The 12,173-nt window shown below is 43.7% G+C and carries 14 protein-coding genes, 1 other RNA gene and 1 pseudogene; 7 read left to right on the top strand and 9 right to left on the bottom strand.

The annotated features are described in order from the left end of the window. Positions 1-172: 172 nt before the first annotated feature. Genes Q8W40_RS18040 through Q8W40_RS18055 form a run of 4 tightly spaced genes read right to left on the bottom strand, consistent with a single transcriptional unit; the run spans position 173 to position 2,891 of the window. On the bottom strand, positions 173-583 hold the full coding sequence (locus Q8W40_RS18040; RefSeq protein ID WP_305399148.1) for a type IV pilus modification PilV family protein: 411 nt from the start codon (positions 581-583) through the stop codon (positions 173-175). Further along, positions 573-1,826, bottom strand: a complete 1,254-nt coding sequence (locus Q8W40_RS18045) for a hypothetical protein (RefSeq protein WP_305399149.1) — start codon at positions 1,824-1,826, stop codon at positions 573-575. Before Q8W40_RS18045 ends, Q8W40_RS18040 begins: the two co-directional genes overlap by 11 nt. Then, on the bottom strand, positions 1,823-2,413 hold the full coding sequence (locus Q8W40_RS18050) for a PilW family protein (RefSeq protein ID WP_305399151.1): 591 nt from the start codon (positions 2,411-2,413) through the stop codon (positions 1,823-1,825). Before Q8W40_RS18050 ends, Q8W40_RS18045 begins: the two co-directional genes overlap by 4 nt. Next, positions 2,394-2,891 (bottom strand): GspH/FimT family pseudopilin, encoded by a 498-nt coding sequence (locus Q8W40_RS18055; RefSeq protein WP_305399152.1) that lies wholly within the window; start codon positions 2,889-2,891, stop codon positions 2,394-2,396. The genes Q8W40_RS18050 and Q8W40_RS18055 overlap by 20 nt, the downstream gene beginning before the upstream one ends. A 102-nt stretch (positions 2,892-2,993) precedes the next feature. Here Q8W40_RS18055 and Q8W40_RS18060 point away from each other — a divergent pair, with 102 nt between their 5' ends. Beyond that, a complete protein-coding gene (locus tag Q8W40_RS18060) occupies positions 2,994-3,404 on the top strand; it encodes a type IV pilin protein (RefSeq protein WP_305399154.1) in 411 nt (136 codons plus the stop codon). Between the two features lie 220 nt (positions 3,405-3,624). Here the strand turns inward: Q8W40_RS18060 and grpE are convergent, their stop codons facing one another. Further along, entirely contained in the window at positions 3,625-4,224 is a 600-nt protein-coding gene (gene grpE, locus Q8W40_RS18065; protein WP_305399155.1) for a nucleotide exchange factor GrpE, read from the bottom strand. 152 nt (positions 4,225-4,376) lie between these two features. On the opposite strand from grpE, the gene nadK reads away from it, so the two are divergent. The 3 genes from nadK to bamE all read left to right on the top strand — a co-directional run bounded on the left by nadK (position 4,377) and on the right by bamE (position 7,668). Next, positions 4,377-5,261 (top strand): NAD(+) kinase, encoded by an 885-nt coding sequence (gene nadK / locus Q8W40_RS18070; protein ID WP_126608825.1) that lies wholly within the window; start codon positions 4,377-4,379, stop codon positions 5,259-5,261. Between the two features lie 122 nt (positions 5,262-5,383). Beyond that, on the top strand, positions 5,384-7,048 hold the full coding sequence (gene recN, locus Q8W40_RS18075) for a DNA repair protein RecN (RefSeq protein WP_305399156.1): 1,665 nt from the start codon (positions 5,384-5,386) through the stop codon (positions 7,046-7,048). 260 nt (positions 7,049-7,308) lie between these two features. Then, entirely contained in the window at positions 7,309-7,668 is a 360-nt protein-coding gene (gene bamE / locus Q8W40_RS18080) for an outer membrane protein assembly factor BamE (protein ID WP_101110698.1), read from the top strand. A gap of 115 nt (positions 7,669-7,783) precedes the next feature. On the opposite strand, the gene Q8W40_RS18085 is transcribed toward bamE, so the two are convergent. Then, positions 7,784-8,104 (bottom strand): RnfH family protein, encoded by a 321-nt coding sequence (locus tag Q8W40_RS18085; protein ID WP_104401928.1) that lies wholly within the window; start codon positions 8,102-8,104, stop codon positions 7,784-7,786. After that, a complete protein-coding gene (locus Q8W40_RS18090; protein WP_101110700.1) occupies positions 8,104-8,535 on the bottom strand; it encodes an SRPBCC family protein in 432 nt (143 codons plus the stop codon). Before Q8W40_RS18090 ends, Q8W40_RS18085 begins: the two co-directional genes overlap by 1 nt. Positions 8,536-8,789: 254 nt before the next feature. Between Q8W40_RS18090 and smpB the strand changes: the two genes are divergently transcribed. Continuing rightward, entirely contained in the window at positions 8,790-9,275 is a 486-nt protein-coding gene (smpB, locus tag Q8W40_RS18095) for an SsrA-binding protein SmpB (protein ID WP_305399159.1), read from the top strand. A 68-nt stretch (positions 9,276-9,343) separates the two neighbouring features. Beyond that, positions 9,344-9,710, top strand: a transfer-messenger RNA (tmRNA) gene (ssrA, locus tag Q8W40_RS18100). 204 nt (positions 9,711-9,914) lie between these two features. Here ssrA and Q8W40_RS18105 read toward each other — a convergent pair. Together Q8W40_RS18105 and Q8W40_RS18110 are read right to left on the bottom strand one after the other, a co-directional pair. Beyond that, the gene (locus Q8W40_RS18105; protein WP_305399161.1) at positions 9,915-11,036 is read right to left on the bottom strand and encodes a hypothetical protein; all 1,122 of its coding nucleotides are present in this window, start codon (positions 11,034-11,036) and stop codon (positions 9,915-9,917) included. After that, a complete protein-coding gene (locus Q8W40_RS18110; RefSeq protein ID WP_305399163.1) occupies positions 11,024-11,590 on the bottom strand; it encodes an SWIM zinc finger family protein in 567 nt (188 codons plus the stop codon). The genes Q8W40_RS18105 and Q8W40_RS18110 overlap by 13 nt, the downstream gene beginning before the upstream one ends. A gap of 366 nt (positions 11,591-11,956) precedes the next feature. On the opposite strand from Q8W40_RS18110, the pseudogene Q8W40_RS18115 reads away from it, so the two are divergent. Further along, positions 11,957-12,133, top strand: a pseudogene (locus Q8W40_RS18115) (AAA family ATPase); the annotation flags it as partial. Positions 12,134-12,173 lie beyond the last annotated feature (40 nt).

Raw genomic sequence — 12,173 nt, forward strand, 5'->3', positions numbered from 1 at the left:
ATAATCTCAGACAATTATTTTTAATTTATTTACAAACAAACAACAAACCATAATCAATCTTGCAACTAGCACAAAATAAAAGCGCTACAGGAAAGTTAATTCTCCTGTAGCGCCGTTATGTTTAAGAGTGGATTATTTATATGATGAATTTTTGTACAGCGGTCTAAAAGCTCTAATCAAACTCGTTGTAGCTGGACACCATGGTTTTAATCGACACTTTTTGATTCGCATTGAACCGATTTTTCCACTCACCTTCAACTGTGATGATTTTCACCGCAGACGAAATGGAACCGGTAGGCTGTGATACCGTCCATGTCAGTGTGTAGCCTCCGCTTTTTACTTCCGTACCCGACTGGATGCTATCAAAAGTTATGGTGCCATTAGCGCCGCTCACCGATCGCTGGCGAAAATACTCCAACTTTGACTCGGCTAAATACAACGCTTCTAAGCTACGTATCGCATGTTCAGATTTGTGCTCCATAAAAGTTTGTAACTTCACAAGCCCAAGTACGCCAACACCAAATATTAGAAAAGCGATCATCACTTCAATCAGGCTAAAACCTTGGTGTTTTTTAGAAATCATTCCAAGATCCTTTTACCCATTTTGGTGGGGAGTTTTTGCTTCGAGAATAATCAATTACGTCTTTGTTAAAGCTTAGGCTAACGGCATTATTAAATATTGCTGAGTGACCACTAGAATCTAAATACTGGCCACCCGAAAAAGTAAACGAACCACTTTGGTAATAGGATGCATTTGCTCGAACTGCCGAAGGTATATCTGAAGCGCCAACTGGGTTGAGAAATGGATTGGCGCCAGGCAGAGAGTTCCAATCGCTTAAATCAGGGGAATAACTTGAATTTATATGGAAAAGTACCCCTTTAAATTCTCCAGAAGTAGTATCCGATATCAAAGAAATAGGACCATTATTGACCACTAACGTTACCCCATTAGGTGTCGCGGCTGACTTGGCTACCAAACTGGGGTATTCATCTTTTGATATTTCACACCCTCCTTCAACCCATATAAATTCATTCCCTGCATGGATAGCATTTTTTATTTTGGTGCCACAATTGCTAAGAATCTTAGTTCCTGAGGTAATTGTTGAGCCCGTTAAAATATGGAAATTTCCGTTATCTCTTACTTTTTCCGCTTTGCTTACAGGAATACCGTAAAAATTCTCAAAAGGTGCGACTGACGAATCTTTGACAAAATCGCCTGTTGATAAACTCGTCGTTCCATTACCATTGGTCGTCGTCTTATTCGCCGCTTTGCAGTCTTTACCTTGCCCGTCAAAGCCAGCCCACGGAGGATCACCGTGAACGACGCCTTTATTCTGTATTGTCCCAAGTACTTTGAAAGTACTTTTGTATCGAGCTGCTACACATTTCCAACCATCACTCGTTAAGGTACCTGGGTCAGGGGTATCAAAAGCATTGGCACCGCGAAGAAACAAGTCTGCACTCGACTGCAAAGCACCTGAGCCCAACGAACCACCATATTGGATCTCTTTTTCAAGGATGGTGCTACCAACCAGTGCGGTAGCCATTTTTCCATTAGGTGATGTCACCAAAGACATCGTCAATTCTGGTTGATTCGAGCATGCATTCACGTTACCAGAAGACACTTTGTCTACGTGGGCTCGAGCATAAATACACTCTAGCCCCCCCTCTGCGGTCCAATGGTCTTGGCGACTTTTCACTTCGTTCTGCGCACGTTTAATTTGAAAGAAAACCTGTTTATATGACCCCATAACTAAAATCAGCGCAGCTAACAAGATAAAGCTTGTTATCGTCAGCGTAATATAGCCTTCAGAACGTCGGATCATTTCCAGTTCCTTTGTTTAAAAGATGTATTAAGAGTGACTGAGTCCGCCGAGCTCTTAAGGGATCCAGTCATAGAGAGGGTTATAAATGCTGAACTTACCGATGAACCGAGTGGTGTCGATGTCACCGTAAATCCGGTAATTTTTACTTGGTTTTCATCCAGCATTTTGAAATACCGATTACAAGATGCTTGAGTGCCAATCGCAGCAGACTGCTTTGTGCATATTTTAATGTTGTTATCATCATGCTTGAAGAATACATGCTCGTACTTATCGCTTTTGTTCAAATACACATATCCCAAGGAAGTTGGTGTGGTTACATACACATCGCCCGCCCCAGACACGATAGCCGCGGCATTTTCACTGCCATTGTATCCAGCCCTGAGCGCATCTTCTTTTATGTACTTAAGGGTATCCGACATGCTTTGCAAAACCAGAAGGTCAAGAGAACGTTGAGTTGCCGACTTTTGTGCCGTCAGATATACAGACCCAATTGAAATGATCGCGAGCATACTTAGCCCTGAAGCGATCATTAACTCAACCAATGACGCGCCTAACTGGCGCGATGAGCTAACACTCTTTGAAGCCATGAGTATTCCCTCTACTGCCACACACTTTGACTCGACCATTGGTAAAGTGAGTAATCACCGAACCACTATCTGACATATTTTCTTTGTAACTGAATTGAAAAGTGCCACCTTGAATTCGACCGTTCACGCCTTCCACTTTAAACGGAGAGCCATGGTTACTATTGAAGTGGATACTTTTGAAAGGTGAGCCAGATACAGATTGAACTAAAGCACCTGAAGCTGTATTCGTTTCACGTAGCTCAACGGACCAGTCTCCATTTTTGGAAGCACCTGAAATAGTGACATGAACCCAAAGGTCTTTATTTTTCATCACCGCTTCCGACCGCGCTTCAACCAAAAAAGCCTGAAGCTCATTGGATAAACGAGTTATACGGTTGCCATCAGTCACTGATTTATAGTTTGGAGCAAACGCACCAAGCAGAATGGACAGCAAAGCCAGAGTGATCAAAAGCTCAATGAGTGTAAAGCCGCGAGCCATATTCCAAATTCCTCTGAAACTTCATTTATGCACCTAATTTCGCTTGCGGAGATGCTAGCACCAACGAAGAATAGCGCTGCGAAAATGAAGGAAGATATGGAAATGATTCGAAAAAATAGATGCAAGAAGCGCAACAGCCCACCCAAAGGAATGACCTTGCTCGAAATTCTGGTTGCGGTTTCTATCATTGCCATTTTCGCGGCGGTTGTTTACCCCTCCTTGAACGACTACGTATACAAAGGGCACCGTAAACAAGCCATGGCGGATATGATCCGTATTCAACTAACAATGGAGCAGGCATATAACAATGGCTACTCATGGAGCAACATCTTATCTGGCTCCACTTGCATCATATGCGATACCTCAGACGACAGGTACGCCTTTGCGGTAACATCCGCGGGTGGTTACACAATCACCGCCACCCCAAAATCAGATAAAGGGCAAAACAGTGATTCTTGCGGCACACTCACGGTCAAAGCCGATGGTACCAATACGCCTAAAGTTTGTTGGTAGTTAAAACTCGCTGATAATTAAAACTCGCTGAAAGTTAAATTCGCTGGTAGCTCAAGTTTGCTGACAATAAATTCTGACGGCAATGAGCATTTTTTTAGGTAATAAGAAGCCCACCTGAAATAGGCGGGCTTCTTGTATAAGGCTTATCGCTTTAGCCACAGTTCAACTTTAAATCTCGTTTAATTAAAGCCGTAGCAGTGGCGGTATTAGCAGCAACGAATTACTTCGCAACCATCACCATAGCAGGGCGAATGACTCGACCATTCAACTCGTAACCTTTCTGCATGACTAACATCACCATGTTAGATTCGTGATCTGGGCTTTCCTGAATCGACATAGCTTGATGGAATTCAGGGTTGAACGCCTCACCTTCAGGGTTGATCTCTTTAAGACCAAACTTAGATACAACATCCACAAATGTTTTGTGTGTTAGCTCTACACCTTCAAGGAATGGCTTAATCACTTCGTTTTCTGCATCTGCTGCTTGAATAGCGCGCTCCAAGTTATCGATAACTGGAAGCAGTTCTTCAGAAAATTTATTCAGCGCATACTTACGGGCTTTATCGATTTCCTGTTCACTGCGACGACGCATGTTTTCAACTTCTGCCTTTGCACGAAGTACCGATTCTTGCTGCTCTTTCACTTTAGCTTCACTTGAAAGCAATGCTGCTTCAAGTTGAGCGATTTTTGCATCAGTTTCATCTTGAACCGATTCTTCGTTCCAATCGATATCGGCATCAGAGCCTACTGCATCTACTTCTTCTGCAGTTTCCTGTTGCTTTAGCTCTTCTTCATTAATCTTGTTTTCTTCGTTGCTCATGATATCTCCAGAATTCAGAATTCAACTACTTATGCGATAATATGCTCAAAAAATTGAGATAAAAAACCTCGCATAGTTCTTCAACTTGCCTTTATTATGGGGATGAAGATTTGCGTTTCAAGCACAATAACCTCAGACAACGGATTTTCTCTATGCCAAAGCCTTTTGAAGTGATCGCAATTATAGGCAAACCCCGTGACAGTAAAGCCATTCAAACTCATAAAGAGTTGTACCACTGGCTCATTAAAGAAGGCTACTCCGTCGTCATTGACGATCGATTACAAGAAATCCTAACAGACATAGACCGCTCTTGTTTCACCAGTCTAGTGAACATTGGAAAACAAGCGGATCTTGCCATTGTTGTGGGTGGCGATGGCAATATGCTTGGTGCGGCCAGAGTACTGTCTCGATTTGATATTTCGGTGATTGGTGTAAACCGTGGAAACCTCGGTTTTCTAACCGATCTCGACCCTGAAGACTTTGAAAAGGCGCTATCCAAAGTCCTGATTGGTGAATACTTAGAGGAAGACCGCTTTCTACTGGAAGCTGAAGTGCATAGGCACGGGCAAGTAAAAAGTCACAATGCGGCGCTTAATGAAGCGGTACTCCACCCTGGGCAAATCGCTCACATGATCGAATTTGAAGTGTACATCGATGATCGATTCGCTTTCTCGCAACGCTCCGACGGATTGATAATTTCCACTCCAACTGGCTCTACTGCGTATTCACTTTCTGGCGGCGGTCCTATTTTATCGCCAAGCCTGAACGCTATTTCCCTTGTGCCAATGTTCCCTCACACACTCTCTAGCCGCCCGTTAGTTGTGGATGGCAATCGACGTATTAAATTGCTTGTTTCCCCAGATAATCGTGGCACGCAGGAGATAAGCTGTGATGGGCAAATTTCACTACCCGTCTCCCCTGGAGATGAGATCCACATTTATCAAAGCCCAAATGTACTCAAACTCATTCACCCTGAAGACTACAGTTACTATCACGTGCTAAGGAATAAATTGGGTTGGTCTAGCAAGCTTTTCTGACCAAGGTTTCGCTCACAAAAAATCGACAAAACGAAAAAAATCACCTGTACAACTTTACTGTATAAAGAAACAGTATATACTGCATTTATATACAGTATTGTTCAGTTATACAGGTAAATAAAATGCTGGCTCATCTAAGTGTTAATAATTTTGCAATTGTGAAGTCTTTACAGCTAGAACTTGCCAAAGGCATGACAACCATTACCGGCGAGACAGGCGCAGGTAAATCCATTGCTATTGATGCTCTAGGCTTATGTTTAGGCGATCGCGCCGAAGCAAGCTCTGTTCGTCAAGGTGAAGAAAAAACCGACATCTCTGCCTCGTTCTTACTGGACAACAATATCAATGCAACGCGTTGGCTAGAAGATAACGATCTGATGGATGGCTGTGAATGCATCCTAAGACGAGTTATCACTAAAGAAGGTCGTTCAAGAGCCTTCATTAACGGCAGCCCAGTGCCGGCTTCACAGCTTAAAGCGCTTGGGCAGCTCCTCATTAATATTCACGGACAGCACGCCCACCATCAACTGATGAAGAGTGACTACCAACTTTCTATGTTGGACCAGTACGCTGGTCACGTGAACTTACTTAACAAGACCAAAAACTACTACCAAACTTGGCGTCAATCAGATAACCACCTAAAGCAACTTACACAAAACAGCCAAGAAAACCTTGCTCAGAAGCAGCTTCTTGAATACCAAATCAAAGAACTCAACGATCTCGCCATTGGCGAGGAAGAGTTTTCGGAGCTAGAACAAGAACATAAACGCTTGGCTAATAGTGGTGAATTAGCATCCACTTGCCAACAAGCAATAGAGCTGATTTATGAAGGTGAGGACGTTAATGCTCTAGGTATTCTTCAAACAGCCAATCACTCGTTGATTCAGCTTGCTGAATTAGACTCAAAGCTTTCAGGCTTACCCGATATGATTTCTGAAGCCATTATTCAATTGGAAGAGGCAAACAGTGAGTTACGTCATTACCTAGATGGTATCGATGTCGATCCTGCTCGCATGGTTTATGTTGAAGAACGTTTCTCCAAAGTGATGTCTACGGCACGTAAACATCATGTAATGCCAAATGAGTTGTATCAGCACCACCAAGAATTGCTCAAACAAGTTGAAGCCTTGGATTGTTCAGACGAAAAAATGGACGCATTGGCAGCGGAAGTTGAAGAGAAACGTCTGAAGTTCTTAGCCACCGCTGAAAAGCTGAACAAATCTCGACAGCGCTATGCGAAAGAACTCAATAAACTTATTTCCCAAAGTATGCATGAACTCAGTATGGAAAAAGCCAAGTTCTGTATTGATGTCGTACGTGATGAAAATAATGCGTCGCCACTTGGTATCGACCAAGCAACGTTCTTAGTGTCAACCAACCCAGGTCAGCCGATGCAGCCAATAGCAAAAGTTGCCTCTGGTGGTGAACTTTCACGTATTTCCTTGGCCATTCAAGTTATCACAGCTCAAAAAGTGGACACCCCTAGCCTAATTTTCGATGAAGTCGATGTGGGCATCAGCGGTCCTACTGCAGCAGTCGTCGGCAAAATGCTTCGTAAGCTTGGTGAATCCACGCAAGTTCTTTGTGTGACTCACCTACCACAAGTCGCCGGATGTGGGCACCAACAGTTATTCGTCGCCAAAAACACCAAAGGCGGCAAAACAGAAACACAAATGAACTGTTTGGATCAAAACCAGCGAGTTGCTGAATTAGCGCGTTTATTAGGTGGTAGCCAGATAACCGACAGTACGCTGGCAAATGCGAAAGAACTTTTATTTGCGGCTTGATAGAATCTTCAATTCCACAGCAAAGATCCACTCACAAAATGTTATTCACCTCACAGCGCAGCTCACCCCTGCGCTGTTTGTCTTTGTAACAATGCAACTTATCGCTATAACTATGGTCATATGATTTCACCGTCGCTATTTAATGGTGTTAGAAACTCGAGAATGCCAATGGATGGCATGAGAAACTTTTTACTTCTCGGCCCAGAGTGATTATCATCTCGCCCGAGAACTTGAACTTAGTAATAAAGAACAGAAAGCATATGCAATTTAAGAAGTGGATTGTTGCAGTACCATTAGCGCTCGTGATGTTAACGGGCTGCTCGGTTGCAGAAAAACTGGTTTATCGTATCGACATCAATCAGGGAAATTACATTGAGCAGAACTCGGTAGACCGACTAAAATTTGGTATGTCTAAAGAACAGGTTCGCTTTGTTTTAGGTTCGCCAATGCTTGTCGAAAACGGCTACCCAAATACGTGGTATTACATTTACCACCACACAAAAGGGCACAGCGACTCCATACAGAAAAACCTCTTTGTTCGTTTCGATGACAACGAAAGATTGGTCAAAGTGGAAGGTGATTTCCCAGCCAGTGAAAACTTTTTCGAAGGTGTTTACTAACCCCATTTAAGTTCACCAGATATTGAAAAGGCTCGCTAATTGCGAGCCTTTGCTGTTTTTGCGTTATATCTACTTTCGGTAATCAACCAATCTCATACCGTTCTTGTCTTAAGGTTTATTTGGACTTTTCAGCTTCCGCTTGTTTCTTCGCTTGCTCTGCCCTTTTCCGACGAATCTCTTTGGGATCGGCTAATAGCGGTCGGTAGATTTCAATGCGATCTCTGTCTAACACCGTAGAATTTAGCTTTATGTTGCGACTAAAAATACCCACTTTGTTTTTTGCGAGATCGATTTCAGGGTAAATCTCCAACACGCCAGATTGCTCAATGATTTCTTGAACCGTCATTTCTGCCTCTACGGCTAAGGTTATCACTCGCTGCTCTTGCGGCAACGCATAAACCACTTCAACGTGAATCATGTTTGGTACTCTGCTCATTACACATATACCTGCTTTGCACGTTGTGTAAACGCGTTCACCATATTACTAGTCAGCTCATTGAAAATCTTACCAAATGCCATTTCAACCAGTTTGCTAGTGAATTCAAATTCTAGTTTCAACTCAACCTTGCATGCTGTTTCATCCAGCGGAGTAAATTCCCAACCACCATGAAGCTGCTTAAAAGGACCATCCACCAGCTGCATCAAAATTTTTCGTCCAGCTTCTAACTGATTCGATGTTGTAAACGTTTTACTGATGCCTGCTTTCGACACATCCACAGATGCCACCATGCTCGATTCAGAGTTTTCAATAATTCGAGAACCGGAGCAACCTGGCAAAAAGCTTGGGTAACTGGCTACATCATTTACAAGGCTATACATCTGCTCAGCGCTAAATGGCACTAGGGCGCTGCGGGTTACTTGCGGCATATCGGATTCACTTAAACAAACATTGAAACGGGGAAAACGTTCTCTTATGTTACTTCACGTAATCCTCCTATGAAAGTTTTCTAGAGCTAGCCCTAGAAAACTCGCTGGCTTCTCATCGAATAAACGACAAAAACAAACGCGTTTGAATACATTATCCGCTTCATTTTCTTCATGAAGTATTCGTTTAAAAAGAAACACACAATGACGTATGCACCTAGCATCTTTAGGGGACTTGGGTATATAATGCCGTTCTTATGGCAAAGAAAAATTCAAAACCAAAAGCAGGTAGCAATACCATTGCTCAAAACAAACGAGCTCGCCACGAATATTTCATCGACGACGAAATCGAAGCTGGCCTAGAACTTCAGGGATGGGAAGTCAAATCTCTGCGTCAAGGCAAAGCCAATATCGCCGAAAGCTATGTATATATCCGCGATGGTGAGGCATTTATTAGTGGAGTGACAATCACCCCGCTACAACAAGCATGTACTCATACCGTTGCAAACCCTACCCGCGTGCGTAAACTGCTGATGTCGCGTCGTGAGATCGACAACCTCTTTGGCAGAATAAACCGCGAAGGTATGACCTTAGTTGCCACCGCTATGTATTGGTCCCGTTCTTGGGTCAAAATGAAAGTGGGTGTCGCGAAGGGTAAAAAACTGCACGATAAACGTACTGATATGAAAGAAAAAGATTGGGCTCGCGATAAAGCTCGCGTTATGAAGAGCAATTTGCGCTAATCTTGACCACTTGAGTTGCGCAGTGCTAGACAGCCTAAGGTTTTCTGGTACTATGCAACCTACACTTTGGGGCTGATTCAGGATTCGACGGGAATACTGCAGTCTGAGGTGCATGCCGTGGGGCGGTTGGCCACGTAAAAAGCCGCAAAAAAATAGTCGCAAACGACGAAAACTACGCACTAGCAGCTTAATAACCTGCTCAGAGCCTCTTTGCCCTAGCTTCCGCTTGTAAGACGGGGAATTACAAAGAGTCAAACCCAAACTAGCTAGCGTGGCTTCTCCCGCCTGAGAGGAAAAGCGCGAATTCTAATTCAGGATAGTCATTTACTAGCGTGTCGGTTCGCAGGTGGATGGTGAATTTAAAGATCGACTAAGCATGTAGTACCAATGATGAATGATTTTCGGACGCGGGTTCAACTCCCGCCAGCTCCACCAAACGTTTGGAAAGCCCGCTAGCTCCTAGAGTTAGCGGGCTTTTTGTATTTGGTCTCTCAAGTATTTGAATATTGGTACCAATCAAAATATCCCCACATGAGGATATTACTTCATCTATACCCTTGTGGGGATAAAGAGATCATTCTCTCAACCGCCGTACCACTACAAAAAAGTGATTTTCTGAACACTTGAAAGGTCGTCAAGCTACAAATACGCACCATAATGTTGCTGGAATAGCTTGAGCATATTGCGCTTGCGTTTATAGGTATTTGCTAGTGACGATACCTTGGCATAGAAAGCCGACAATGTTTCTGGGTGCGGTTTAAGCAAGGATTCAACGTGATTGAGTAAGCGAATGGCGGCGGCGTACCCGTCGTTATTGGTCTGTTCAATCTGAACTACCACAGCACGCAAGTAGTAACTCAATGTTTGGGTTGGCATGTCGTCGACTATGCTGTCAGCCAGTTTCAATAACACATCCGATGAAACTCGGCGCGTTGCCACCCAATCGCACGCTTTGTGCCATTCCTCTTGCTCCATATAGAACTCTAACAAGTCGTCGAGCCCTTTAAACACCACTCTTCCTCCTTGAGAGGCTGGGTAGGCCGCTTTTAGGGTTTGCTCTACCCGAGCGAGAAAGCCAGAATCCTCTATGGCGTAATTTTTTTTGAACAGAGCCAGTTGCTGGTAGCGCGAGAACGCAGCACTCTGCTCGAATAGGCGGTTTCCTAATGCCCACGCGGAGGCGATTTCCCCTTGTTCGATATAAAGCTTGAATTGCATTTGATGACACGCTTCTTGCTCATAATTCGTGGCTATGTTCTTTGCTTTGGCTAACCAAAACTCGCCTTCTAATGGTTCTTTATGCTCTATAAAGGTATCCACTATTTCAAGGTAATCGCGGCATGTTCGCGCTATTTTTTGTTTAATTTCCACCACTTCTCGCCAATCGAACGATTGTTCGATTAATGGCTTGGCATAACGTCTAAGGTTCCATGCCTCGTCATCTGTCTTTGATGCTTTCTCTATGGCTTCGCGGCACAAATCCAAAAAATGAGTATTGTGCTGCCAAACGCTTTTGAAGTGCTCTTCTATGCTAGGGAACACATCAAATTCGTAACTCGTTAAACGTTCAAACATCCATTGCGCTTTGTCTTGTTCGCTCCAATTGAGTTCGGAGAATATACGAGACATGTGTGAGTTGATAAGCGCTTCGATTCCAAAGCGGTCGCCATTCGAATCGTCGATGTGTCCGAGCACACTATTTAGCCGTTCCACGAGGTAAGAAATCAACTTCCATTGTTGCTCTGCGTTTAACGTTTGCATGGAATCGACAATGATTCTTCAGCCGCCATGAAATAGCCACTGCTCGCTCGCCAATCCCATATTTGCTCGCGAGGCAATGCTTGAGTGATCCGCTTTTTTAACTCGCCATAACTGGCTGGGCTCTGGTGGAGGCTGATTCTCGTCAGCAATGTTTGCCACGCCCTTTCGTCTTCTTCAAGATAATCGAGCAATTGTTCTAATACCGCTTCCTCACCCAAGCTTTGAAGGTGCGCTTTTATTAAGGAGCGTTCACTCACGGCGCTCTGTGCTTCTTCATGATCTTGCAGGCTAATGGCGAGAGCAACCGCGTGTTTGCATAACCTTTGATATTGCGCCGCTGGGCAATCGCAACCTGCCCAAATCGAATCACTCACATCGAGGCTTACGTGATAATCGTACGTGCCTTTCACCATCGCACTTGCCTTATCGCCAGTCACCTTGATTTTGCGTACTGCTCCCTTTTGCGACAACTTTATGCCCTTCTGCAATGTGCTGGTTTCACACAGGGGAATCAGGTCAGACAGTTCAATTGAGTTGGCGATTTTTCTGTTCATAGAGTTCCGATACTCCAACGGGAAACGAGTTGTTCTACATTATGCGAGTTCTATGGGAGGAACACGGTAGTAGGTTATTAAAGAATTTTAAGCGTTTGATGTGAAAGGTGGGTTCACAACAAACCATAGGCTTATCCTCAATGATGTCAGTACTTACGCAGTATACTATCTAGCCTTCTACCAGTAATCACTCATTAGTAATCACTCACGAACACTTTGATGCGCATACAAAGTTAATCACTACACTTTTATGCGCGTAAAAATGTAAATTACTGCATTTAATCGCACACTATAATGTAATACAAAGGTAGTCAGATTAGAGCTTTGAATAAGGTGACTCGATGAAACGTTCTTGCTACCAAAATTGCTGGGAAGCGCACCCGAGTGAAATCGCTGCAATCCTATATTGAGAAGTGCAGCCCCCACAAAACCATTAAGCTTACTGGTACTCAAGGTTCTCCTGCAGCTGAAAGAGTACACATCGTTCTGCCTTTGTACTATACGGAATATTTACCTGAATATATGAGGGGTACTGAAGAATGAACTTACTGGTGATATTTTTTGACGAGTTATTACGGTTACA

Origin of the sequence: Vibrio penaeicida, assembly GCF_030689305.1 — a bacterium.
GTDB lineage: Bacteria > Pseudomonadota > Gammaproteobacteria > Enterobacterales > Vibrionaceae > Vibrio > Vibrio penaeicida_B.

Coding starts and splice junctions, on each gene's coding strand:
- Q8W40_RS18040 (WP_305399148.1), bottom strand. CDS start 583: ATGATTTCTAAAAAACACCAAGGTTTTAGCCTGATTGAAGTGATGATC.
- Q8W40_RS18045 (WP_305399149.1), bottom strand. CDS start 1,826: ATGATCCGACGTTCTGAAGGCTATATTACGCTGACGATAACAAGCTTT.
- Q8W40_RS18050 (WP_305399151.1), bottom strand. CDS start 2,413: ATGGCTTCAAAGAGTGTTAGCTCATCGCGCCAGTTAGGCGCGTCATTG.
- Q8W40_RS18055 (WP_305399152.1), bottom strand. CDS start 2,891: ATGGCTCGCGGCTTTACACTCATTGAGCTTTTGATCACTCTGGCTTTG.
- Q8W40_RS18060 (WP_305399154.1), top strand. CDS start 2,994: ATGATTCGAAAAAATAGATGCAAGAAGCGCAACAGCCCACCCAAAGGA.
- grpE (WP_305399155.1), bottom strand. CDS start 4,224: ATGAGCAACGAAGAAAACAAGATTAATGAAGAAGAGCTAAAGCAACAG.
- nadK (WP_126608825.1), top strand. CDS start 4,377: ATGCCAAAGCCTTTTGAAGTGATCGCAATTATAGGCAAACCCCGTGAC.
- recN (WP_305399156.1), top strand. CDS start 5,384: ATGCTGGCTCATCTAAGTGTTAATAATTTTGCAATTGTGAAGTCTTTA.
- bamE (WP_101110698.1), top strand. CDS start 7,309: ATGCAATTTAAGAAGTGGATTGTTGCAGTACCATTAGCGCTCGTGATG.
- Q8W40_RS18085 (WP_104401928.1), bottom strand. CDS start 8,104: ATGAGCAGAGTACCAAACATGATTCACGTTGAAGTGGTTTATGCGTTG.
- Q8W40_RS18090 (WP_101110700.1), bottom strand. CDS start 8,535: ATGCCGCAAGTAACCCGCAGCGCCCTAGTGCCATTTAGCGCTGAGCAG.
- smpB (WP_305399159.1), top strand. CDS start 8,790: ATGGCAAAGAAAAATTCAAAACCAAAAGCAGGTAGCAATACCATTGCT.
- Q8W40_RS18105 (WP_305399161.1), bottom strand. CDS start 11,036: ATGCAAACGTTAAACGCAGAGCAACAATGGAAGTTGATTTCTTACCTC.
- Q8W40_RS18110 (WP_305399163.1), bottom strand. CDS start 11,590: ATGAACAGAAAAATCGCCAACTCAATTGAACTGTCTGACCTGATTCCC.